The following is a 23,837-nucleotide window of genomic DNA, read 5'->3' on the forward strand; positions in this document are numbered from 1 at the left end:
CATGCTGGGTTTCGTGCCCCCACTCCCGCAGCAGCCTCAACACCCCACCGTCAGTGGCCACATGGTGGTCTGCGGCGACGACACCCTCGCCCGGCGCCTCGCCGTGGAGCTGCGCTACGTGTACGGGGAGCGGGTCACCCTCGTCCTCCCGCCGGGCCGCGACACCGCCCGGCCCGACCTGCCGCTCACCCAACGCGCCCGGGCAGCAGCCCTGTTCGGCCGGATGTCGGCGGCGATGAACCGCAACGGGACGGTCGGCGGGAGCGCCGACGACACCAACGCCGGCGTCGAAGCCGTACGCATCACGGAGGCCCACGAGCCCTCGGACGAGGTGCTGGAGGAAGCGGGCGTCGACCGGGCCGCCGCCCTCGCCCTGGTCTACGACGACGACGAGCGCAACATCCGGGCCGCGCTGACCGCCCGGCGGCTCAACCCGCGCCTGCGGCTGGTCATCCGGCTCTACAACCGCAAGCTCGGCCAGCACCTGGAGACCCTGCTCGACCAGGCCGCCGCCGTCGCCATGCCCGGCCTCGACCCGACCGCCCTGGACGCCTCCACGACCGTCCTGTCCGACGCCGACACCGCCGCCCCGGCCCTCGCCGCCACGGCGGTCACCGGCAGCAGCAAGGTCATCCAGGCCGAGGGCCTCCTCCTGCGCGCCGTCGAACGCACCCCGCCCGGGCAGGGCGAACTCGCCGACCCCGGCCTGTGCACCCTGGCCCTGCTCTCCTCCACCACGCACGACCCGGCGGGCACCGAGGGCTCCGACAGCAGTGGCGACGAGGGCCCCCAGCTCCTGCCCGACCGGGCGACGGTGGCCGCGGCGACCGGCCGGGGCACGGTGGTCCTGGAGGCCATCAGCCAGGCGGGCCCCGACCGCGTCCCGACCCGGATGGGAGGCAGGGGCGCGCCGCTGGGCCACATCTTCTCGCGCAGGCTGCGCTGGTCGGCGGCGGGCGTCGCGGCGGCCGTCGTGGGCCTGGCCGTCGCCTCGGTCGTGACCACCGGCGACAGCCCGCTGCACGCCGCCTACCTGACCCTGCTCGACCTGCTCGCGATGGGCGACCCCGCGGAGGACACCGAACCGACGTCCCGCCGGATCATCCAGATACTGTCCGGGACGGCCGGGCTCCTGCTCCTCCCCCTGCTGGTCGCCGCCGTCCTGGAGGCGTTCGGCTCGCTGCGCACCGCCTCCGCGCTGCGGCGCCCGCCCCGGGGCCTGTCCGGCCACGTGGTGCTCCTGGGGCTCGGCAAGATCGGCACGAGGGTGCTGGTGCGGCTGCGCGAGATGGACATCCCCGTGGTCGTCGTCGAGGAGGACCCGGAGGCGCGCGGCATCCCGCTGGCCCGCAGCCTGCACGTACCGACCGTCATCGGGGACGTCACCCAGGAAGGTGTCCTGGAAGCCGCCAAGATCCGCCGGGCCCACGCCCTGCTCGCCCTGACGAGCATCGACACGACGAACCTCGAAGCGGCCCTGTACGCACGCTCGGTGAAGCCGGACCTGCGGGTGGCGCTGCGCCTGTACGACGACGAGTTCGCGACGGCCGTCTACCGCACCCTGCGCACCGCCCACCCGCAGGCCCTGACCCGCTCCCGGTCCGTTTCCCATCTTGCCGCCCCGTCGTTCGCGGTCGCCATGATGGGCCGCCAGATCCTCGGCGCCGTCCCGGTCGAGCGCAAGGTGATGCTCTTCGCGGCCCTGGAGGTGGGCGGCCACCCGCAGCTGGAGGGCCACACCGTCGAACAGGCCTTCCGCCCCGGCGCCTGGCGGGTCCTGGCCCTGGACGCCACACCACCGGCCGACCGCCACCCGGACCTGGCCGCCGTCCCGCCGTACGATCCGTTCGGCCCCGGGGCGGCGGACCGGCCTTCGGGCCTGGTCTGGGACCTGCACCCGGGTTACGTACTGCGCCGGGAGGACCGGGTGGTGATCGCCGCGACCCGGCGGGGCCTCGCGGAGCTGCTGCGCCGGCAGCGCGCCTCGGCCCGCCGCTAGGGGCCGCCCCTCCCGGAGCGGGCGGTCCGCGCCGCGGGGCCGTTCAGCGGATCATGCCCATCGCCTGCCGCACCTCGTCCAGGGTCGTCTCGGCGACGGCGTTCGCCCGCTCGTTGCCGGCGCGCAGGACGTCCCGCACGTACCCCATGTCCTGCGCGTAGGCGGCGCGCCGGGCGCGGATCGGGGCCATCGTGGCGTTGACGGCGTCGGTCACCGTCCGCTTCAGCGCGGCGGATCCGCCGTTCCCGATCTCCTCGGCGACGGCGTGCGGGTCCCGCCCGAGACAGAGCGCGGCCAGCAGGACCAGTCCGGACACCCCGGGCCGGGCCACGGGGTCGTAGGTGATGTGCCGGTCGGCGTCGGTGGTCGCGCCCCTGATCAGCCGGGCGGTCTCGTCCTCGCTCGCGCCGAGGGCGACGGAGTTGTTCCGGCTCTTGCTCATCTTGGTGCCGTCCGTGCCGAGCAGCAGGGGCGTGGCGGAGAGCAGCGCGTCGGGCTCGGGGAAGACGGCGCCGTACCGCTCGTTGAAGCGCCGGGCGACGGTGCGGGTGACCTCCAGGTGGGGCAGCTGATCCTGCCCGACGGGCACGAAGTCGCCCTTGCAGAAGAGGATGTCGGCGGCCTGGTGCACCGGGTAGGTGTACATGAGCCCGCTGACGGCGGACTGCCGGGAGTGGGCGATCTCGTCCTTGACGGTGGGGTTGCGGCCGAGCTCGGCCACGGAGACGAGGGAGAGGAACGGCAGCAGGAGCTGGTTGAGGGCCGGTACGGCGCTGTGGTTGAAGACGGTCGTGCGGGCGGGGTCGATCCCGATGGCCAGGTAGTCCAGCAGCATCCCCTCCACGTGCTCGGTGAGGCGCTCGGCGACGTCCCGGTCGGTGAGGACCTGGTAGTCGGCGATGAGGACGAAGACGTCCACGCCGAGGTCCTGGAGGCGTACCCGGTTGTGGAGCGTGCCGAAGTAGTGGCCGAGGTGCAGGGCCCCGGTGGGCCGGTCCCCGGTGAGGACCCGGAAACGGCCGGGGTCCCGGGCCAGTTGCCGCTCCAGCTCGGCGCTGCGCAGCTCGGCGGGGCTGACGGGCAGATCGGTGGTGGTGGTCACGGGGCTCTCCTCGCGGTGGTGTGTGCGTGGAGGACGGCCCGCGCCACGGGGGCACCGGTGCAGCAGAAAGGGCCGTCCTGTCGAACGGCCCTGGTTCCGTGCAGATGAAGGCGGCCGCTCCTAGGAGGAGCGCCACCAGTTCCGGCACGGTACGGAGGTCATGGGGGCAGTGTATCGAGCACGGGTCGCCGCGGCACGGAGGTTGGCGACCGTGGCCGCGGGCCGGGACGGGCGGCGGGAGGATCAGCACGTGCGTCCGGACGTGGTGACGCGGTGCCGGGGGAGACGCGGCGGGGCAGCGGTCCGCGGGCTACTTGTCCGCGTGGCCGCCCACGTAGAACAGCACCATGATGAAACCGGCGAAAATGTGCGTCGCGAAGACGTAGACGAAGACGCGCAGAGCGACGTTGCGTTCCTTCCAGCGTTCGCTCTCTGCCATGCGCCGACCACCTTCTCGCCCCTGGAGCCCCGCGCGGAGCCCGGCACCCAGGGTACGCAGCCGTGGTCCCCGGCCGCCCGGGAGCGGGCGGGAATAGGCATCGGGGGTGTCTCGTTGTAGGGTGTGTCCAGATAGTTCAACGTTCAACCAAACTCGTTCCACACCTCAGGAGGCGGGCGCCATGCAGTTCGGGATCTTCACCGTCGGAGACGTCACCACCGACCCCACGACCGGTACGACGCCCAGCGAGAACGAGCGGATCAAGGCGACTCTCGCGATCGCGCTCAAGGCCGAGGAAGTCGGCCTGGACGTCTTCGCGACCGGCGAGCACCACAACCCGCCCTTCGTCCCGTCGTCGCCGACGACCACGCTCGGCTACATCGCCGCCCGCACCGAGAAGCTGATCCTCTCCACGTCCACCACCCTGATCACCACCAACGACCCGGTGAAGATCGCCGAGGACTACGCCACGCTCCAGCACCTCGCGGACGGCCGCGTCGACCTGATGATGGGCCGCGGCAACACCGGACCGGTCTACCCGTGGTTCGGCAAGGACATCCGCCAGGGCATCCCGCTCGCGATCGAGAACTACGCCCTGCTGCACAAGCTGTGGCGCGAGGACGTCGTCGACTGGGAGGGCAAGTTCCGTACGCCGCTGCAGTCCTTCACCGCGACCCCGCGCCCGCTCGACGGCGTCCCGCCGTTCGTCTGGCACGGCTCCATCCGGTCCCCCGAGATCGCCGAGCAGGCCGCGTACTACGGCGACGGCTTCTTCCACAACAACATCTTCTGGCCCATGGAGCACACCCGGAAGATGGTCGACCTCTACCGCCGCCGCTACGCCCACTACGGGCACGGCACGGCCGAGCAGGCCATCGTCGGCCTCGGCGGCCAGGTGTTCATGCGGAAGAACTCGCAGGACGCGGTGCGGGAGTTCCGTCCGTACTTCGACAACGCGCCGGTCTACGGCCACGGCCCGTCCCTGGAGGAGTTCACCCGCGAGACCCCGCTCACCGTGGGCTCCCCCCAGGAGGTCATCGAGCGGACCCTGTCCTTCCGGGACGCCGTCGGCGACTACCAGCGCCAGCTCTTCCTGATGGACCACGCGGGACTGCCGCTCAAGACCGTCCTGGAGCAGCTCGACCTCCTCGGCGAAGAGGTCGTCCCGGTGCTGCGCAAGGAGTTCGCCAACCTGCGCCCGGCCGGTGTGCCGGACGCGCCCGTCCACCCCGCGGTCACCGCCGCCCGTGCCGCAGCCGCCTCGAAGGAGGTCTGAGTACCGTGTTCGCCACCACCCCCCTCACGATCGTGGCCGTCTCGGCCGGTCTCAGCAGCCCCTCGTCCACCCGGCTGCTGGCCGACCGGCTCGCCGAGGCCGCCCGCGAGCGGCTCGCCGTCGACCAGGACCGCAGGGTCGAGGTCCGGGTCGTCGAGCTGCGGGACCTGGCCGTCGACATCGCGAACCACCTGGTCACCGGGTTCCCCCCGGCCGGCCTGAAGGAGGCGATCGACGCGGTGACCGCGGCGGACGGGCTGATCGCCGTGTCGCCCGTCTTCACCGCCTCGTACAGCGGACTCTTCAAGTCGTTCTTCGACCTGGTCGACAACACAGCCCTGACCGGCAAGCCCGTCCTCATCGCGGCGACGGGCGGCACACCGCGGCACTCGCTGGTCCTGGAACACGCCATGCGCCCGCTCTTCGCCTACCTGAGGGCGGTCGTCCTGCCGACCTCCGTGTACGCGGCGTCGGAGGACTGGGGCTCGTCCGGCGACGAGTACACCGAAGGGCTGCCGTCCCGGATCCGGCGCGCGGGCGGCGAGCTGGCCTCCGCCGTCACGGGGCGGACCGTCTCCGGGGCGTCCCGGGCGCTCACGCTCGACGACGGCGAGGACGCGGTCGTGCCGTTCGCCCAGCAGCTCGCCGACCTCCGGGTGCGCTGAACCGGACGCCCGGGGCCACCGAGCCCCGGGCGTCCGGTTTGACTAGGGTTGTCACGGACAGGCGCACAGTGAGACGCACGCTGTACGTGAGCGAACAGACGGAGGCAGACATGGGCAGGATCGTCGTGGGTGTGGACGGCTCGGACGCGTCCATCAAGGCGCTGCGCTGGGCCGTGCGCCAGGCAGAACTCACCGGTGACACGGTCGAGGCGGTCAACAGCTGGGAGTACCCCGCGACCAGCTGGGCGTCCATGACGCCGGGCCTGCCGGAGGACTTCGACCCGCAGGCCGTGGCGACCGTCGCGCTCAACGAGGCGCTGGAGGAGGCCCTCGGCGTGGGCGCGGCGGCGGTCGAGAAGATCGTGGTGATCGGCAATCCGGCACAGTCCCTGCTGGAGCGGTCGAAGGGCGCGAACCTGCTGGTCGTGGGCGCCCGCGGTTACAGCGGATTCAAGGCGACCCTGCTCGGCTCGGTCAGCCTCCACGTCACCCAGCACGCCACCTGCCCCGTCACGGTCGTCCGCGACTGACCCGCTCCCCCGGTCGCCCGTGACCGGCCCCGCTCCCCTGACGGGCCGACGGTCGGGCCGCCCCTGCGTGGTGGACCCCGTGGCCGGTGCCGGTCGGCACGGTCCACGGGGTCCACCGCACGGTTGTCGCCGAAGGCCTTCACCGGCCCGCGCTGTCGACCGCCCGTCCCTGCACATGAGCGCGGCGCTCACTCCTCGCGTGTGTAGAAGAGATAGAACGCGGAGAGCAGCATCCCCGCTCCGACCGCCAGGCCGATCACGCTCGACATCAGCACGCTGCTGCCGTTGAGGCTGTGCAGGTAGCCGACCGCGCCCCCGGCCAGCGCGCCGTACGCCGCCGCCCGCAGTTCACGCGGCAGGGCGCGTTGCGTCCGGCCCAGAAGGAAACAGAGGGCGGCGAAGGCCACCCCGGAGACGACGCCCAGCCAGATCTGCCCGCCGGTGGTCGTTCCGCCGTCCCGGCGGATGAAGAAGGCCCAGAATCCGAGGATCACGCCCAGGGTGAGGGGAAGCGCCCACCCCAGCGCACTGTGTCCCTGCCGTGCCGGTGCACGGCTCCGCCGACGCACCGGCATCGTTGCGTGAGTGACCATGTCGGACAGCTCCTTCCCTCGCCCCCGTCCGTCGGTCCGTTTCTCCAGAGCACACCCGGCCGCGCCGCCCGGCAACTCGAACAGCGTACGGCCCGGAGCGCCCCGCCGCCGTACGGGATTGGCTGGGTGCCGTGCGGACCTCTCTCTCAGCGGCTTTCTCGGCGGTACTGCTCGTGCTGCTCACCGTGCTGGTCCCGGTGAGCGCGCTCTCCGCCTGGGTCGACCTGGAGCTCGACGACGCGGACCGGTACCTCGCGGCCGTCTCGCCGCTGGCCTCCGACCCCGACGTGCGGAACACCGTCGCGTCGGTGATCACCGACGAGGCCCTGAAGAACATCGACGTCGGCCCGCTCCAGGAGACCGTCGCGCAGTTCCTGCGGGAGACCGCGCAGTCGTTCACCACGACCGAGGCCTTCCAGCGGGCCTGGGACACCGCGAACCGGACGGCGCACGAGGCCGTGACCGCCGCGCTGCACGGCGAGAGCGGGCAGGCCGTGACCATCGAGCTCGCACCGGTGATCGAGGAGGTCAAGCGGGAGCTGATCAGCGACGGTGTGCCCTTCGCCGGACTGATCCCGGTCCGGGACACCTCGATCACCGTGCTCTCCGCCGACCGCGCGGACGAACTGCGCACATCGTTCCAATGGCTGAGGTACTGCAGCGTCTGGCCGGCCGTCGGCACGGTGGTGCTCCTCCTCCTGGTCCCGGGTCTCGCGCTCGTACGGGGCGGGGCGAGGGCCGCGCTGGGCGCCGCCGCCGTGGTGGGGGGCGGGTTCGTGCTCGGCTCGATCGTGCTGCGCGTCCTGGTCGCGACGGGGCGTTCCCGGGTGCTGGACCAGGTGCCGGGCAGCGACCGGGACGGGGCCGCCGCTGTGTACGACGCGCTGACCGCCTCGCTGCGGACGACGGCGTGGATCGTGCTCCTGGCCGGGGCGGTCCTGGTGATCGGCGGGGTGGCGGGACGGATCCTGACGGCACGGAGGACGATGGGGCGGTAGGCGGCAGGAGGAGGGGGATCGGCCCGTGCCGGGGACCAACACCATCACGACGCCCGGGGAGACCGGTGCCCGGCCGCGCGGCGTGGCCCTGTGGAGCGCCGCCCTCCTGCTGGCGGGCGTCACGTCCGTGCTCGGCTTCCGCGCCCTGGACAGCGACGGACCGACGCCCTTCCCCCAGGCCCTCGCCTTCCTGCCCTGGCTCCTCGTCCCCGGCGGCGTCGCCCTCCTCCTCGCGGGTCTGGCCCGGTGGCGTGCGGGCCTGGTGTGGGCCCTCGTGGCACTCGCGCTCACCGGCTGGTTCTGCCGGCCCTACGGCCCCGCGACGACGGGTGCGCACGGGCCGGTCGTCGCCGAGCTGCGCGTCCTCACCTCCAACGTGGAATTCGGCGACGCCACCGACGCGCTGATCAGCACCGTCGACCGCGAGCAGCCCGACATCGTCTTCGTACAGGAGTGTGATCTGCTCTGCTCGGACGCCCTCGACGCCCGGATCCCGCAGGCCGCGTACCCGTACCGCGAGGTCGTCCGGCTCGACGGTTCGCTCGGATCCGCCCTGCTCAGCCGCCATCCGCTGCGCACCGCCGAGCCCGTCGCCGGGGTGATGGCGATGCCTGGCGCGGTGGCCGCCATCGCCGGGAAGGACGTCCGGCTGCAGCTCGCCCACCCGCTGCCGCCGATTCCCGACGGGGTCGACGGCTGGCGGGCCGAACTCGGCCGGATCCAGGACTTCGCGGCCGGGACGAAGGGGCAGCCGGTCCTGCTCGCGGGCGACTTCAACGCCTCGCAGGACCACGCGGCCTTCCGGGCCGTGCTCGACGCGGGCGGTCTCCACGACAGCGCCCGGATCGCCGGGCGGTCCCGCACCTACTCCTGGCCGGCCGACCGCGCTACGCCCCTGCGCACCCAGATCGACCACGTCCTGGTCAGTGACGACTTCTCCGTACGGTCCGCCCGCTTCCTCGGGCTGAGCGGAACCGACCACCGCGCACTGCTCGTCTCGCTGGCGCTGCACGGAGCGTGACCCCGACGTGCGCGGTCGCGTGGACCGGGTGAGAGTGGGATCCGTGAGAGCAGGGGGGCGACTGAGAGGCCGGCCGTATGCGAGCCATCGCTGTCAGCACGTTCTGTGCGGAGCCCTGTCTCGTCGAGGTGCCGAAACCTGATCCCGCCGGGGGCGCCGTGCGGGTGAAGGTGGAGTACGCGGCCCTGAACCCGCTCGACTGGCAGACCGCGGACGGCGCCCTGGACGGCGTCGCTCCGCACGCCTTCCCGCTGATCCTCGGCACCGACTTCGCGGGCCGGGTGGACATGATCGGCAGCGGCGACAACCGCTTCCGGGTCGGCGACCCGGTGTTCGGCCGGGTGACGGACCCGCCGGTGGGGCGCTGCGGCGCGTACGGCGAATACGTGTGCGTACCGCAGGACTCCCCGATCGCCCTGGTGCCGCGCGACCTGCCGCTCAGGACCGCGGCGGCGCTCCCGTCCGCCGGGACCACCGCGGCCCAGATCCTGGGAAGCACCGCGGTCCGCAGCGGCAGGAGCCTGCTGATCATCGGTGCCGCGGGCGGGGTCGGCAGCTTCCTGACCCAGCTCGCTGCGGCCCGCTCCATCGGTGTCGTCGCGGCGGTGCGGGGCGACGAGAAGCGGCGGATGGGTGCGCTCGGCGCGGCGGTCACCGTGGACACGACCTCCGGCCCCGGCGCACTGGAAGCGGCGGTGGCGGGCCTGTATCCGGAGGGCGTCGACGCACTCGTCGACCTGGTCTCCACCCACCCCGCCGAGTTCGCCGCGCACACGGCCCTGGTGCGGGACGGCGGTGTCGCCGTCACCACCCGCGGGGTCGCCGCCCCGGCGGGTGTCGCCTGGGTGGACTTCCGGCTCACCCCGTCCGGCGAATTGCTCGACGCACTTGCCGCGGGAGCCGTGCGAGGGGAGCTGAGTGTGCCCATCGACATCGAGCTCCCGCTGGAGAAGGCCCCGCAGGCACTCGCCCAGAACCGTGCGGGCGGGGCGCGCGGCAAGACCGTCCTCGTCATCTGACGCACGCCGTCCGGCGCGCGTCGTCCCGGAGTGGGAGCAGGAGAAACGCCATGGGCGAACAGGACATCTTCGAGGACATCGGCGGGCTGGTCTCCGAGGAGCGCGCCCTGCGCGCCCGCTCGGCCGCGGAACCCGGACTCTCCGCCGAGGAGCGGTCGCGACTGCGAGAGGTGGAGATCCGGCTCGACCAGTGCTGGGACCTGCTGCGGCAGCGGCGCGCGCTCAGCGAATTCGGCGACGACCCGTCGCTGGCCGAGGTGCGGCCCGCCGACGAGGTGGAGGGCTACCAGGGGTGAGGAGCAGGCTCCGGGGAATCCCGCTCCTGTAGGCCCGTCGGGAGCAGCCCTTCAGGGAGGGGATGACTTCCGGGGGGCTCCGCGCGAAAGGGATCCGCGCGAGGGTGACCGCGCAAAGGGGCGCCGCGCGAAAGGGCTCCGCACGCTGGGCGACGTCGTTTCCGGGGGAGTCGCGGGTCGCCCCGGGGAAGGGTCATGCCCCGGGCTCAGGAGGGGTCCGGGCCCCTGCTCTGGAGCCGTTCCATCTCACGGCGGTCGCGTTTGGTCGGGCGGCCCGTGCCCCGGTCGCGGACCGGGACCTGGACCGCGGCCTCGCGGGGCGGCGGGGGCGGGCTGTTGTCGACGAAGCACTCCACGGCGACCGGCGGCCCGACGCGCTTCTTCACGATCTTCGACACGACCACGATCCGGTCCCGGCCCGCATGCCGGAGCCGCACCTCGTCGCCCCTGTGCAGCGCCTGAGCGGGCTTGGCCCGCTCGCCGTTGACCCGCACATGACCTGCCCGGCAGGCGGCAGCCGCCTGCGACCGGGTCTTGGTCAGCCGGACCGACCAGATCCAGACGTCGACCCGGACGCTTCCCTCCGCCTGCGGCGCCTCACCGGAAACCATGGACCCGACTCTAGTCCGGTGAGGTGCCCGGACGGGGACGGATTTCCTGCTCGCCCTCCGGGGCCGTCGTCGGTGGACGACGGGCACCGGGCCCGCGCCGCAGGGGCACGGGCCCGGTGCCGTGGTGGCAGGGCGCCTTCACGCGCTCCGGGATCAGACGCCGATGTCGCTGCCGTCCTTGCGCCAGACGGCGACGACCGAAGGGCGGACGATCTTCCCGGGGCCGTCCGGCCAGGTGCTCGCCGGCTTCTCGACGGAGGCGCCGTCGATCTCGCCCGGGTGCTGCACGGCCACCAGGACACGGCGGTCCTGGATCACCGGGCCGCACGTCTCGGCACCGGACGGCACGGTCAGGAACTGCTTCAGCTCACCCCGCCGTTCGCCCTGCGTCGCGACGCCGAACAGGCCGTCGTGCGAACCGAGCTGGGCTCCGTCCGTGGAGATCCACAGGTTGCCGTGGTCATCGAAGGCCACGTTGTCCGGGCAGGAGATGGGACTGACCTTCTCCTTGGGGAATCCCGCGAAGTACGTCGCCGGATCGTTCGGGTCACCCGCGACGAGGAACAGCCGCCAGGCGAACCCGTCGCCCGCCGCGTCGTCCCAGTTCTCCGCGAGCTCGAGGATCTGCCCGTGCTTGTTGGCGTTGCGGGGGTTGGCCTCGTCGGCGCCGGGCTTGCCCGCCTTGCCGCGGTCGGTGTTGTTGGTGAGGGCCACATAGACACGGCCGGTGCGCGGCGACGGCTCGACGTCCTCGGGACGGTCCATCTTCGTGGCGCCGACCTTGTCACCGGCGACGCGCGTGAAGACGTACACCTCCTCGGCGGTCATGCCGGGCACGTGCGAGGTGGTGCCGGTCGCGAGCGGGATCCACACGCCGCTGCCGTCGAACTCACCGTCGGAGGGGAGCTTGCCCGAGCCGTCGAACTCCGCGGCCGGGGAGTCGCCGGTCAGCTTGGCGACGTACAGCGTGCCCTCGTCCAGCAGCGTCAGGTTGTGCTCACGGGCGGCCCGCGAGCTGCCCTTCTTCATCTGCTTGCTGGAGACGAACTTGTACAGGTAGTCGAACCGCTCGTCGTCGCCCATGTAGACGACGGGGCGGCCGTCCGCGGTCAGCCGGGGCTCCGCGGCCTCGTGCTTGAAGCGGCCGAGCGCGGTGCGTTTGCGGGGCGTGGACTCGGGGTCGTACGGGTCGAGTTCGACGACCCACCCGAAGCGGTGCGCCTCGTTGGGCTCCTGCGCCAGGTCGAAGCGCTTGTCGAAGCGCTCCCACTTGCGCTCGGTACCGGCCGTTCCGATGCCGTAGCGCTTGTCGGTGTCACGGGAGCCGTTGGCGAAGTACTGGTTGAAGTTCTCCTCGCCGTGCAGCGTGGTGCCCCACGGGGTCGTGCCGCCCGCGCAGTTGTTGAGGGTGCCGAGCACCTTGCGGCCGGTGCGGTCGGCGGAGGTACGGAGCAGCGCGCCGCCCGCGGCCGGGCCGGTGACCTCGAACTCGCTGGTCGCGGTGAGGCGTCGGTTCAGCGGGTGGCGGTTGACCGGGCCGAGCTTGCCGGTACGGCTCTCCTCCTGGACGACGACCACGGAGAGTCCGTGCGCGGCCCAGGCGATCTCGACCTGCTCGCGGGTCGGATTGGCCGGATCGTATCCACGGAACATCAGGATCTCGTCCGTGTACTCGTGGTTGGCGACCAGCACCTGGCGGCCGCGCTCGCCGCGCAGCGGGAGCAGCGAGAGGAAGTCGTTGTTGTAACCGAACTGACCCGCCTGCGCCTTCGCCGACTGCTTGTCCGGGTTGAAGGCGGGCGCACCGCGCAGGATCGGTTCGCCCCAGCGGATCACGATGTTCTGGCCGTACCCGTCGGGGACGGTGACCTTGTCGTCCTTGTTCGGCGCCACAGGCGTGAAGCGCAGACCACGTGCGCCCGGAGGAGTGGGCTTCGGCTTCCTGCCGGGGTGGCCGGCGAGCGGCGCGGCCTCGGCCTGCGGAGCACCGGGGCCGGTGAGAGCGGCGGTTCCGGCTGCGGCGGCGACCGTCACCACCGCGGCGGCGCGCATCATCGACCGGCGTGACAGGGCACCGGCGATGATGTCGCCGGCGTACTCGTTGTCGCTGGTGTTCGGTACCTCGTTGAAGCAGGCGTCTCCGCAGCGGTAGCGGCAGGTCAGCGCAGAGCGCCCGCCCGGGTGCGAGCTGATGAGCGGCAGCAGGTTGCGCACGTTGTCGTCCCTCCGTCTGTGTGTCCTGCGTGACGGTAGGTGCGCATTCACGCGGCACGTGGGACTGCCGGTGAACAGAGGGTGAAGTCCCGGCCACCGCTGCTTCCTCGGCCCTGTTCCGGTGCCGGCGCGGGACTCGGATGGAACTCGGTTGGAGCTCGGTTGGCGCAAGGGCGGGCCGCACCGCCGAACGGCCGGATCCGGCCGCTAACCTTACGTATCCGCCCTGGCCAGGGATCAATTCCCGCAGTACGGACATTAATCGCACCCAACTCATGCGAAAGGCCTCGCCCATGGGCATTCGGAGCTTGCTGCGCAAGGTGTTCGGCCGCACGGAGCAGGACGAGCCGACCACGGCCACCGTCCCGCCCCAGGCCGAGCGCACCCAGCCCACGGAGCCGGAGCCGGAGACCACCACTTCGGCGTCCGAGCCCGCGAAGGCCTCGGTACCGGCCCCGGCCTCCCCCTCGTCGGCCCGGTCCGCCACCGCCACCACCGACGGTGAGGACGGACCGGCCTCGGACCTGGTGGCGGCAGCCTTCGACACGGCGGCCGCCACGTCCGCGTCCGCGTCCGCCTCCCCGGTCACGCCGACGGTTCCGGCCCAGGGGTCGGACCCCGACGCCAAGCGGGCCCAGGAGGCCACGGATGCCGCGGTCGAGCCGGAGCCGGCCCCCGCGGTCGAGCCGGAGCCGGCCGCCGCATCACCCCTCACGATCGACATCGACCTGGAGCCGGCGGCGGCAGCGGTGCCCGTTGCCGCCCCCGAGGTCGAGCCGGTCACCGCCGCGCCCGTCGTCGAGCCCGCTCCGGTCGCGGAAGCCGAGCCCGTCGCCGCCGAACCGGCCGCCGAGACGGAACCCGTCGCGGAGGCGGAGCCGGTAACCGCCGCGCCCGTCGTCGAGCCCGTGGTGGCTGCGGAGCCGGTCGCCGAGGCCGAGCCCGTCGCGGAGGCGGCGCCCGCCACCGTCGAGCCCACTGTGGTCGCGGCGCCCGAGCCCGTCGCCACCGAGGCGGAGCCCGTCGCGGAGCCCGTCGCGGAGGTCGCACCGGTCGCCCCCGCGGTCGCGGAGGCTCCCGCCGATGCGGCACCGGCCGGAGAGGAGACGGCGCCCGCGCCGGACACCACTCCGGGGACCGAGGCCCCCGAGGCTGCGGAGACCGCACCGGAGCCGGAGGTCGTACCGGTCGCCGAGGCCACACCGGTCACCCCTGCGCCGGAGGCCGTACAGGCCGCCGTCGTGGCCGAGGCCGCACCGGTCACCTCCGAGCCGGAAACCGCACCGATCGCCGTCGCACCGGTCACCCCCCGCCCGGAGGCCGCACCGGCCATCCCCGCACCGGCCGTCCCCGAGCCGGTCGCCGCCGAGCCGGTCGCCGCCGAGTCGGACGCCCCGCAGATCACCGTCGCGCCGGTCACCCTCGAACCGGTGGCCCCGGCCGTCCCGGCCGGTAGGCCCGCCACCTCCCTCGCCCGGGTCAAGGCCACCGCGCCCGGCCTCGTCGCCCCCTACAAGGCGGCACAGGCCGGACTCAAGGCGCACGGGCTGACCGGGCTGCGGGCCACCGTGTACCTGGTGCTCGACCGGTCCGGGTCCATGCGGCCGTTCTACAAGGACGGCAGCGCCCAGCACCTCGGCGACCGCACCCTGGCGCTCGCCGCGCACCTGGACGCGAACGCCACCGTGCCCGTCGTCTTCTTCTCGACCGACATCGACGGCACCGGGGCGATCGACCTCACCGCCCACGAGGGCCGGATCGACGAGCTGCACGCGGGCCTCGGCCGGCTCGGACGCACCAACTACCACCGGGCCGTCGAGGAGATCGTCGCGCACTACGAGAAGTCCGAGGCCGCGGGTCCGGCGCTCGTGATCTTCCAGACGGACGGCGCGCCGGACGCCAAGCAGGCGGCCAAGCAGGCCCTCACGGACGCGGCACGGCTGCCGCTGTTCTTCCAGTTCGTCGCGTTCGGCGAGGAGGACGCGAAGGGCTTCGACTTCCTGCGCAGGCTGGACGTCCGGAACGCCGGGTTCTTCCACGCCGGCCCCGCCCCCCGCGAGGTCCCGGACGCCGCGTTCTACCGGGAGGTGCTCGCCGGGCTGCCCGCCTGGGCCGCCGCCCGCGGAGTCGTCGCCGAGGACTGATCCACCGGCAGGCGTACGGTCACGGCGAGCCCGCCCTCGGGGCCGGGTACCGCCGTGACCGTACCGCCGTGAGCCACGGCAATAGAACGTACGATCGATAGCCCGAGTCCCGACCCCTGGCCCATCCGGTCCCGCCCCTCGCCGCGCCGGAACGGCTGGAAGAACTCCGCGATGTCCGCCCCGTCCACCACCGGGCCGGTGTTCCGGACCACCAGCGCGCCGTCCGAGGTGAGCGACACCTGGACACGGCCGCCGGGCACGTTGTACCGGACCGCGTTGGACAGCAGGTTCCCGACCAGCTGCGCGAGCAGCTGCCGGTTCCCCCGTACGGTGCAGGGAGCGGTCCCGACCGTGATCTCCGGACGCGGCAGCGGCCGTTCCGCAGCCGCCGTCGGCCGCGCGGTCTCCTCCGCCACCACCTGGGCGAGGTCGACCTCCTCGCGTTCGCCCTTCGCCAGCCCACGCTCGCTGCGCGCCAGCACGAGCAGCCCCTCGATGAGCCGCTCGCTGCGCCGGTTGTTGTCCAGCAGTGTCTGCCGGGTCCGCACGAGGTCCTCCGGGGACGGGTCGTCGAGTCCCACCTGGATCGCCGCCCGCTGAGTGGCCAGCGGTGTCCTCAGTTCGTGCGAGGCGTTGGCGATGAACCGGCGCTGGCTGTCGAAGGCCTTCTCCAGCCGGCCCAGCAGCGCGTCCAGCGTCTCGCCGAGCTCCTTCAGCTCGTCGTCCGGACCGCTGGACGCGATCCGCTCGTGCAGGGTGTGCTCGGAGAGCCGGCGGGCCTTCGCCGTCATCACGTGGACGGGCCGCAGCACCCGCCCCGCGGTCCACCAGCCCACCCCCACGGCGCACCCCGTCATCACGAGGAGCGCGGCGGCCGACCAGTACAGGAGCTCCCGGCTCGCGGCGTCGCTCACCTCGTCGGTGACGTCGTAGACCGTGGGCGGACCGAGACGGCCCCGGGTGTGCAGCGGTCCGTTGACCGCGAAGCCCGGCTGGGCGACCGCGGCGGACGTGGCGATGGCCCGTGCCTGCGAGTCGGTGCCGGCCCGGGACGCCAGATTGACCGTGACGAGCAGGGCCGTCCCGAGGACCAGGAACACCCCGCCGTACACGAGGGCGATCCGCATCCGGATCGTCGAGTGCCGGACGTGCGACGCCCCGGTGGCCCGCAGCAGCTCCGACAACCGCCTCACAGGGCGTACCCCACACCCTGCACCGTGCGGATGAGCGCCGGCTCCCCGAGCTTGGCCCGCAGCTTGCTCATGCAGACGCGCACGGCCCCCGTGAACGGGTCGGCGTTCGCGTCCCAGGCCCGCTCCAGCAGCTCCTCGGCGCTGACCGTCCCCCCGTCGGCCTCCAGCAGCAGCTGCAGCACCGTGAACTCCTTCGGGGACAGGTCGAGGTCGCGCCCGTCCCGCGTCGCGGCCCGCCGCACGCTGTCGAGCCGGATGCCGTGCCGTTCCAGCTGGGGCGGCACGGGACGGGCGCTGCGCCTGCGCAGCGCGCGCACCCGGGACACCAGCTCGGGGAATTCGAAGGGCTTGCTCACATAGTCGTCGGCGCCCAGATCGAGCCCCTCCACCCGGTCCTCCATCGTCCCGGACGCGGTGAGCATGAGGATCCTCGTCCGGGAGCCGGAGGACACGAGCCTGCGGGCCACGTCGTCGCCGTGCACCCGGGGCAGGTCCCGGTCCAGGACGACGACGTCGTAGTCGTGCAGCCCCAGATAGGCGAGGGCCGCGTCCCCGCTGTACACGGTGTCGACGGCGAACCCGGCCCGCCGCAGCCCGGTCGCCACCAGCTCCGCCAGGATCTCCTCGTCCTCGGCGACCAGTACCCGCATCGTGTTGTCTCCCGCCTCGTGCACGCGTGCCCACTCCTCCCAGGATGCGTCTTTGGTACGGGAAGGGATGTTTCGCAAAGCTCTCCGGGCGGAAGGCCGCGCTCATCGATGCGAGTGGATCCCCCACGGGCCGTTAGGATTTCGACCATGGCGGCCACTGGATCCGAGAAGCAAGGGGGCGACGGCGTGAAGAGTTTCTACGTATCGACCCCCATTTACTACGTCAACGACGCTCCTCACCTGGGGCACGCCTACACGACCGTCGCAGGCGACGTGCTCACCCGCTGGCACCGCCAGCGCGGCGAGAAGGTGTGGTACCTCACCGGCACGGACGAGCACGGTCAGAAGATCATGCGCACGGCCGAGGCGAACGACGTCACCCCTCAGGCCTGGTGCGACAAGCTCGTCGAGGAGGCCTGGAAGCCCCTCTGGGAGCACCTGAACATCGCGAACGACGACTTCATCCGCACGACGGAGAAGCGGCACACGGACCGTGTGCAGGAGTTCGTGCAGGACCTGTACGACAAGGACCAGATCTACAAGGGCGGGTACGAAGGCCCGTACTGCGTGGGCTGCGAGGAGTACAAGCTCCCCGGCGACCTGATCGAGTCCGAGGACGGCACGAAGCTCTGCCCGATCCACAAGAAGCCGGTGGAGCTCCTCAAGGAGGAGAACTACTTCTTCAAGCTGAGCGAGTACGGCCCGAAGCTGCTCGAGTTCTACGCGGCCAACCCCGGCTTCATCCAGCCCGAGTCGGCCCGCAACGAGGTCGTCAACTTCGTCACCCAGGGCCTGCAGGACCTGTCGATCTCGCGCTCCACGTTCGACTGGGGTGTCCCGGTGCCGTGGGACGAGAAGCACGTCATCTACGTGTGGGTCGACGCCCTGCTCAACTACGCGACGGCCGTCGGCTACGGCGCCAACCAGGAGAAGTTCGACGAGACCTTCCCGGCGAACGTGCACCTGGTCGGCAAGGACATCCTGCGCTTCCACGCGGTGATCTGGCCGGCCATGCTCATGGCGCAGGGGCTGCCGGTGCCCGGCCGGATCGCGGCCAACGGCTGGCTGATGGTCGGCGGCGAGAAGATGTCGAAGTCGAATCTGACCGGCATCAAGCCGCAGGACCTGACCTCGCACTTCGGTGTGGACGCGTACCGCTGGTACTTCCTGCGGGCCATCGCCTTCGGCAGTGACGGGTCCTTCTCCTGGGAGGACTTCAGCGCCCGCTACACCTCCGAGCTCGCCAACGACTACGGCAACCTCGCCTCGCGCGTCGCGGCCATGGTCGGCAAGTACTTCGGCGGCGCGCTCCCGGAGGCCACGGCCGCCGGTGACGCCGAGTCCGCGGTCCAGGAGGGCCTGGCCAAGGCGGTCGACACGGCCGATCGGAAGATCGGCGAGGAGCTGGACTTCCAGGGCGGCATCCTGGCGATCTTCGAGTTCGTGAAGCAGGTCAACGGCTACATCACGGAGCAGGAGCCGTGGAAGGTCGCCAAGGACGAGTCGCCCGAGGGCCAGGCCCGTCTCGCGACCATCCTGTACACGGCCGCCGAGTCGCTGCGCGGTGTCGCGGTCCTGCTGAACTCCGTGCTGCCGGACACCTCGCAGAAGCTGTGGGAGTCCCTGGGCGCCGAGGCGTCCCTCGGAGCCCTGGCCGACCAGCGGGTGCAGGACGCGGGCGACTGGGGCCGGCTGCCCGTCGGGACGACGGTGACGAAGGGCGCGGTCCTGTTCCCGCGCCTGGAGGAGAAGCCCGCGTAAGCCCTCGTAGGCAGCAGGGAGCCCGGGGCCGCCCATCGGCCCCGGGCTCTCGTGCGTACCGGGCTCTCGTGCCCGGGCTCACCTGCTCAGGGCCGCGGCGTCCCCCATCACGATCACGGGGTACTTCACCGGGTCCAGGAGGCGCAGGAGCTCCTTCATCCGCTCCTCGGGAAGCGAGACACAGCCCTGGGTCGGGCCGCCGTGGTCCACATGGATCCAGATGCCGCCACCCCTCTCCCCGCCGAGCGGCCGGGTGCGGTCCAGGGGGGTCGTGCCCGGTGTCCGGTTGTAGTTGATGGCGACGACGTAGTCGAAGGACCCCTCCAGAGGCTCCCCGTAGAAGCCCTCGCCGCTCACCGCGAAGCGCGACTGCTCGTCGTACGGGAGCAGCGCTCCGGGGTCGGGCAGCCGGCCGCCCGCGTCGGTGAGGCCGAAGACGCCGACGGGTGACCTGAGGTCGCCCGCGACATGGTGGTCGGTCCAGCCCTCCCTGCCGTTGTGGGCGGGCCAGGGGCCGGCCTCCGGTCTCCAGCCGAGTGCGGGATCGTCACGGGTGTAGAGCACGGCCGAGGAGAGATTGGTGTCGGGGCCCTCCCCGGTCACCACGACGGCCTGCCGGGCGGTCGCAGGGATCTCCGCCCGCACGAGCGGGCCCAGCCCCGGAATCTCCCGGGGGCGGACGGGCTCCGCGGGGGGCGACGCCGCGGCCGAGGACTCGGGGCCGGCGGCACCGCGGGGCGCCGTGGACTGCACGGCACCGGCGGAGCAGCCGATGACCAGCAGGAACAGCACGACGAGAAGGACGTGCGGGCGGCGTGGGAGGGACACGGGCGGAACTCCTCGGTGACGGGCGGTCGGTCTCCTTAGGTGCCAGTCATTGCCGGGCCCCGCAACGCCGAACCGGAACCGGGGCCATCCGGCTGTACCCGTCCCCGCGCCCGGGTCCACGGATGTCCGCGCAGTGGTCCGTACGCACGTCCTTCTTGTGCGCGGGTCCCTGATTCTCAGTCATGGGAGGGGAGACCAGGCAGCCCGGCCGGCAGGAGCATGAGCGTGAGCTGTGCGTTCCTGTGCGTACCCGGTGCGCGTACGAGAACAGTCCCCGGCCTGGCGGCCGGGGACTGTTTCACGTGGAACCGAAGCGGAACCGCCGACGCCTACTTCGCGCCGGTGTCCCTCGCCACCGAGTCCTTGGCCTCCGCCTTCTCCTTCGCCGACGCGACGGGCTTGCGGAGCTGGATGTTCAGCTCGCGCAGGCGGGTCTCGTCCAGCTCGCTGGGGGCGCCCATCATCAGGTCCTGGGCGTTGCCGTTGAGCGGGAAGGCGATCGTCTCCCGGATGTTGGGCTCGTCGGCCAGCAGCATCACGATGCGGTCGACGCCCGGGGCGATGCCACCGTGCGGCGGTGCGCCGAGGCGGAACGCGCGCAGCATGCCCGCGAACTCCCTCTCGACGGTCTCGGCCTCGTAGCCGGCGATCGCGAAGGCCTTCAGCATGACCTCGGGCTCGTGGTTGCGGATGGCACCGGAGGACAGCTCGATGCCGTTGCAGACGATGTCGTACTGCCACGCCAGGATGTCGAGCGGGTCCTTCTCCTCCAGGTCCTTCATGCCGCCCTGGGGCATGGAGAACGGGTTGTGCGAGAAGTCGATCTTCCCGGTGTCCTCGTCCTTCTCGTACATCGGGAAGTCGACGATCCAGCAGAAGCGGAAGACGCCCTCCTCGAAGTGGCCGGCGCGCTTGGCGGCCTCGACGCGGACGACGGACATGATCTTGGAGACCTCGTCGAACTCGCCGGCGCCGAAGAAGACGGCGTGGCCGGGGACGAGGGACAGCCGCTCGGTGAGGGTCTTGACGTCCGTCTCGGTGAGGAACTTGGCGATCGGACCCGCCAGCGCGCCGTCCTCGCCGACGCGGACCCAGGCGAGGCCCTTGGCGCCGTGCTCGACCGCGTACGCGCCGAGGCCGTCGAAGAACTTCCGGGACTGGCCCGCGGTGTCCGGCACCGGAAGGGCGCGGACGTGCTTGCCGGCGAAGGCCTTGAACTCCGAGTCCGCGAAGATGTCGGAGATGTCGACGAGTTCCAGCTGGGCGCGCAGGTCCGGCTTGTCGTTGCCGTACTTCAGCATCGACTCGCGGAACGGGATGCGCGGGAACGGCGAGGTGACGGGGCGGCCGTTGCCGAACTCCTCGAAGAGCTCGGTCATGAGCTTCTCGATCGGCTGGAAGACGTCCTCCTGCTCGACGAAGGACATCTCGACGTCGAGCTGGTAGAACTCGCCGGGCGAACGGTCGGCGCGGGCGTCCTCGTCACGGAAGCACGGCGCGATCTGGAAGTAGCGGTCGAATCCGGAGATCATCAGCAGCTGCTTGAACTGCTGCGGCGCCTGCGGCAGCGCGTAGAACCTGCCCGGGTTCAGGCGGGAGGGGACCACGAAGTCGCGGGCGCCCTCGGGGGACGTCGCGGCGAGGATCGGGGTCGCCATCTCGTTGAAGCCGAGGGCCACCATCTTGGAGCGGATGGAGGCGATGACGGACGAGCGCAGCATGATGTTGCGGTGCATGCGCTCGCGGCGCAGGTCGAGGAAGCGGTACTCCAGGCGCCGCTCCTCGTTGACCCCGTCCTCGGCGTTGATCGTGAAGGGCAGCGGGGCGGCCTCGCCCAGCACCTCGACCTCGGTGACCTCGATCTCGATCTCGCCGGTCGAGAGCTCCGGGTTGACGTTGTCGGCTCCGCGCGCGGAGACCTTGCCGTCGATCCGGACGACGGTCTCCTTGGTCAGCTTCGCCAGGGCGTCGTTGCCGGGGGTGCCGGGGCGGGCGACGAGCTGCACCAGACCATAGTGGTCGCGCAGATCGATGAAGAGGATGCCGCCCAGGTCTCGGCGATTGTGCAGCCAGCCGCTCAGCCGGACGTCGGTGCCGACGTCAGAGGCGCGGAGCTCGCCGCAGGTGTGGGACCTGTACCGATGCATCGTCGTTCATCCAGTCTTCGCGGTTCGGGGCGGATTGACACCCCAGGCTACCGCCCGTAGGCGCACCGCTTCATTGACATTGCTGCCGCACGGCCCTCCGGGGCCCGTCACGAGGAGCCGGAGGCACGGTCCGGACGGGCTTCTTGCAGGCGTCCCTCGGTGGCGTCGACGGAGGACATCTTCCTAAAGTGGGGCAATGCGCACCGAGGAGATCCTGGCTGCGATCGGAACCGGACTGTGGAGCTGGGACAGCTCCACGGGCATCGTCACGTTCGATGCCGAGGCGGCCCGGCTGGTAGGCCTGCCCGCCGAGCCCGTGTCCTGCCACGGGCACGACGTGCGCGGACGCTTCCACCCGGCCGACTGGAGCGAGATCGACGGGGTCGTGAACTTCGCGATCGCCGAGGGCATCGTCGCCGAGGCCAGGATGCGGATCGTGGACGAGGACGGCGCGGTCCTGCGCACGGTGCGCAGCCGGTCCAAGCCGGTCGCCGTCGAGTCCCCGGGCCGCCACGAGTACGTGCTGGTGGGCATCCTCCAGGACGTCGCCGAACCCTCCGCGGCCTCCGCGGCACACACTCCCGTCACGGGTGACTGGCGCCGGTCGCGCGAGGCGTTCCTGCTGGACGCGGGGCGGGCACTGGCCGAGGCCGGGTCCACCGAGGAGGTGCTGCGGGTCGCCGGGTCGCTCTCCATGCCGGGGTTCTCCCCCGAAGGTCTGGCCGTCTTCGGGATCACCGGCGAGCGTCTGACGGTCATCGGGCACCACGGGCAGAGCGTGGGCGACGAGAAACCGTTCACCGACATGCCGCTGGACACCGACTACCCGGCCGCCGAGGTCGTGCGGACCGGGCAGCCGGTCTATCTGCCGTCCCCCGAGGCGTACCGTTCCCGCTACCCGGCCACCTGGCCGCTCGCCAGGGCCTTCGGGCGCCGCTCCTGGGCCTTCCTGCCGCTGATCGCCTCCGGCCACACCATGGGCGCCTGGATGGCGGGATTCCGGCACAGCGTGGCCTTCTCGCCGGACGAGCGCTCCGTGCTGACGACGGTGGCCCGGATGCTGGCGCAGGCGCTGACCCGCGCCGGGGAGGCCGAGACGGAGCGCGAGCTGTCGCTGGGGCTCCAGAGGGCGATGATGCCGTCCCTCGGCCCCGGGGTGCCGGGGCTGACGGTGGCCGCCCGGTACGTCCCGACCGGCGGCGGGCTCCAGGTCGGTGGCGACTGGTACGACATGATCCCGCTCCCCAGCGGCCGGATCGCCCTGGTCATCGGTGACGTCCAGGGCCACGACGTACGGGCCGCCGGGCTGATGGGCCAGTTGCGGATCGCCCTGCGGGCCTACGCCGCCGAGGGGCACCGACCCGACGCCGTGCTCTCACGCGCCTCACGTTTCCTGGCCGGGCTCACCGACGGCGAGGACGGGCCGGACGCGGCCCGTTTCGCCACCTGCCTGTACGCGGAGGCCGACCCGGACACCGGCACCCTCGACATCGCCCGGGCGGGCCACCCCGACCCGGTGGTGATCGGCGTCGACGGCACCGCGGTCATCCGGCAGACCGCGGGAGGGCTGCCCCTGGGCATCGAGAAGGACGCCGACTATCCGACGACCCGCGTCGTCCTCGGGCCCGGGGAGACGATCATGCTGTGCACGGACGGGCTCATCGAGACCGGCGGGCACGACATGGCCACCGGCTGGACCAGGCTCCGGCCGATCCTGGAGACGCCCGTGGAGGACCTGGAGAAGCTGGCCGACACCCTGGTCGGGGCCGTGCACGGCCCCGGCTCGCACTACACGACCGGGCCGCTCGTGGACCGCCGTGAGGACGACATCGCGGTGCTCGTCCTGCGCCGCGAGGCTCCGCGCTCCCGCAGGCCACCGGGCCGCCGTTCGGCGATGACCATCGCCCAGGCGGAGCCCGAGCGGGTCGCCGCGAGCCGCCAGCAGGTGCGGGAGCTGCTGCACGACTGGCCGGACGAGGAGCAGGTCGACGCGGCGGTGCTGATGGTGTCCGAGATGGCCACGAACGTGCTGGTCCACACGGACGGCGACGCCCTGCTGGTGGCGGAGGTGACCGGCGAGCGGGGCGAGCGGCGGCTGCGCGTCGCGGTCGGCGACTCCAGCGACGAACTGCCCCACAAGCGGCGTCCCGGCGAGATGGCGTCCAGTGGCCGGGGACTGATGCTGATGGAGATGCTCGCCGACGCGTGGGGGGTGGACCCGGAGGGGGAGGGGAAGTCCATCTGGTTCGAGCTGTACGAGTCGGAGGAGCCGGCGGAGCTGGGCGCCGGCGGAACCCCATGAAGCCCGATGGCGGTCCGTGAGGGCCGTACGGGACCGGAGCCCGGCCCGT

At 72.2% G+C, this 23,837-nt stretch carries 20 protein-coding genes; 11 read left to right on the forward strand and 9 right to left on the reverse strand.

Annotated features, from left to right (window positions below; all coding sequences use genetic code 11):
* Position 1 precedes the first annotated feature (1 nt).
* The gene (locus OG927_RS15760; RefSeq protein WP_330320342.1) at positions 2-1,999 is read left to right on the forward strand and encodes an NAD-binding protein; all 1,998 of its coding nucleotides are present in this window, start codon (positions 2-4) and stop codon (positions 1,997-1,999) included.
* A gap of 43 nt (positions 2,000-2,042) precedes the next feature.
* On the opposite strand, the gene trpS is transcribed toward OG927_RS15760, so the two are convergent.
* Positions 2,043-3,101, reverse strand: coding sequence for a tryptophan--tRNA ligase (gene trpS, locus OG927_RS15765; protein ID WP_330320343.1), 1,059 nt, complete (start codon positions 3,099-3,101; stop codon positions 2,043-2,045).
* 310 nt (positions 3,102-3,411) lie between these two features.
* On the reverse strand, positions 3,412-3,540 hold the full coding sequence (locus tag OG927_RS15770) for a DUF6126 family protein (protein ID WP_241191841.1): 129 nt from the start codon (positions 3,538-3,540) through the stop codon (positions 3,412-3,414).
* Positions 3,541-3,721: 181 nt separating this feature from the next.
* Here OG927_RS15770 and OG927_RS15775 point away from each other — a divergent pair, with 181 nt between their 5' ends.
* The 3 genes from OG927_RS15775 (at position 3,722) to OG927_RS15785 (ending at position 6,011) form a co-directional block, all read left to right on the forward strand.
* Complete coding sequence (locus tag OG927_RS15775) at positions 3,722-4,816, forward strand: LLM class flavin-dependent oxidoreductase (RefSeq protein ID WP_124281903.1); 1,095 nt, start codon at positions 3,722-3,724, stop codon at positions 4,814-4,816.
* A gap of 5 nt (positions 4,817-4,821) precedes the next feature.
* Positions 4,822-5,481, forward strand: coding sequence for an FMN reductase (locus OG927_RS15780; RefSeq protein WP_330320344.1), 660 nt, complete (start codon positions 4,822-4,824; stop codon positions 5,479-5,481).
* A gap of 110 nt (positions 5,482-5,591) precedes the next feature.
* Positions 5,592-6,011 (forward strand): universal stress protein, encoded by a 420-nt coding sequence (locus tag OG927_RS15785; protein WP_124282728.1) that lies wholly within the window; start codon positions 5,592-5,594, stop codon positions 6,009-6,011.
* 188 nt (positions 6,012-6,199) lie between these two features.
* On the opposite strand, the gene OG927_RS15790 is transcribed toward OG927_RS15785, so the two are convergent.
* Positions 6,200-6,604, reverse strand: a complete 405-nt coding sequence (locus tag OG927_RS15790) for a hypothetical protein (protein ID WP_056793246.1) — start codon at positions 6,602-6,604, stop codon at positions 6,200-6,202.
* A gap of 131 nt (positions 6,605-6,735) precedes the next feature.
* Between OG927_RS15790 and OG927_RS15795 the strand changes: the two genes are divergently transcribed.
* The 4 genes from OG927_RS15795 to OG927_RS15810 all read left to right on the forward strand — a co-directional run bounded on the left by OG927_RS15795 (position 6,736) and on the right by OG927_RS15810 (position 9,938).
* Positions 6,736-7,602 (forward strand): hypothetical protein, encoded by an 867-nt coding sequence (locus OG927_RS15795; RefSeq protein ID WP_056793245.1) that lies wholly within the window; start codon positions 6,736-6,738, stop codon positions 7,600-7,602.
* Positions 7,603-7,627: 25 nt separating this feature from the next.
* Positions 7,628-8,623, forward strand: a complete 996-nt coding sequence (locus tag OG927_RS15800; protein ID WP_209470193.1) for an endonuclease/exonuclease/phosphatase family protein — start codon at positions 7,628-7,630, stop codon at positions 8,621-8,623.
* A gap of 77 nt (positions 8,624-8,700) precedes the next feature.
* A complete protein-coding gene (locus OG927_RS15805; protein ID WP_209470192.1) occupies positions 8,701-9,642 on the forward strand; it encodes an NADP-dependent oxidoreductase in 942 nt (313 codons plus the stop codon).
* A gap of 50 nt (positions 9,643-9,692) precedes the next feature.
* Positions 9,693-9,938 (forward strand): DUF2630 family protein, encoded by a 246-nt coding sequence (locus OG927_RS15810; protein WP_056793242.1) that lies wholly within the window; start codon positions 9,693-9,695, stop codon positions 9,936-9,938.
* A 206-nt stretch (positions 9,939-10,144) separates the two neighbouring features.
* Here OG927_RS15810 and OG927_RS15815 read toward each other — a convergent pair whose 3' ends face one another.
* Together OG927_RS15815 and OG927_RS15820 are read right to left on the reverse strand one after the other, a co-directional pair.
* Entirely contained in the window at positions 10,145-10,549 is a 405-nt protein-coding gene (locus tag OG927_RS15815; RefSeq protein WP_056793241.1) for an RNA-binding S4 domain-containing protein, read from the reverse strand.
* Positions 10,550-10,702: 153 nt separating this feature from the next.
* Positions 10,703-12,763 carry a PhoX family protein gene (locus OG927_RS15820; protein WP_056793240.1) on the reverse strand — a complete coding sequence of 687 codons (2,061 nt, stop codon included), beginning with the start codon at positions 12,761-12,763 and terminating at the stop codon, positions 10,703-10,705.
* Positions 12,764-13,056: 293 nt separating this feature from the next.
* Between OG927_RS15820 and OG927_RS15825 the strand changes: the two genes are divergently transcribed.
* Complete coding sequence (locus tag OG927_RS15825) at positions 13,057-14,907, forward strand: VWA domain-containing protein (protein WP_330320345.1); 1,851 nt, start codon at positions 13,057-13,059, stop codon at positions 14,905-14,907.
* Here the strand turns inward: OG927_RS15825 and OG927_RS15830 are convergent.
* Together OG927_RS15830 and OG927_RS15835 are read right to left on the reverse strand one after the other, a co-directional pair.
* Entirely contained in the window at positions 14,841-16,100 is a 1,260-nt protein-coding gene (locus OG927_RS15830) for a sensor histidine kinase (RefSeq protein ID WP_056793238.1), read from the reverse strand. The genes OG927_RS15825 and OG927_RS15830 overlap by 67 nt on opposite strands.
* Positions 16,097-16,750 carry a response regulator transcription factor gene (locus tag OG927_RS15835; protein ID WP_056793587.1) on the reverse strand — a complete coding sequence of 218 codons (654 nt, stop codon included), beginning with the start codon at positions 16,748-16,750 and terminating at the stop codon, positions 16,097-16,099. Before OG927_RS15835 ends, OG927_RS15830 begins: the two co-directional genes overlap by 4 nt.
* Positions 16,751-16,897: 147 nt before the next feature.
* On the opposite strand from OG927_RS15835, the gene metG reads away from it, so the two are divergent.
* Entirely contained in the window at positions 16,898-18,511 is a 1,614-nt protein-coding gene (metG, locus tag OG927_RS15840) for a methionine--tRNA ligase (RefSeq protein WP_330320346.1), read from the forward strand.
* 78 nt (positions 18,512-18,589) lie between these two features.
* Here the strand turns inward: metG and OG927_RS15845 are convergent, their stop codons facing one another.
* Together OG927_RS15845 and aspS are read right to left on the reverse strand one after the other, a co-directional pair.
* A complete protein-coding gene (locus tag OG927_RS15845; protein WP_056793236.1) occupies positions 18,590-19,339 on the reverse strand; it encodes a L,D-transpeptidase family protein in 750 nt (249 codons plus the stop codon).
* A 329-nt stretch (positions 19,340-19,668) separates the two neighbouring features.
* On the reverse strand, positions 19,669-21,486 hold the full coding sequence (gene aspS, locus OG927_RS15850; protein WP_056793235.1) for an aspartate--tRNA ligase: 1,818 nt from the start codon (positions 21,484-21,486) through the stop codon (positions 19,669-19,671).
* Positions 21,487-21,682: 196 nt separating this feature from the next.
* Between aspS and OG927_RS15855 the strand changes: the two genes are divergently transcribed.
* Entirely contained in the window at positions 21,683-23,788 is a 2,106-nt protein-coding gene (locus OG927_RS15855) for a SpoIIE family protein phosphatase (RefSeq protein ID WP_056793234.1), read from the forward strand.
* Positions 23,789-23,837: the final 49 nt, after the last annotated feature.

The organism is Streptomyces clavifer, assembly GCF_036345975.1.
GTDB classification, from domain to species: domain Bacteria; phylum Actinomycetota; class Actinomycetes; order Streptomycetales; family Streptomycetaceae; genus Streptomyces; species Streptomyces clavifer.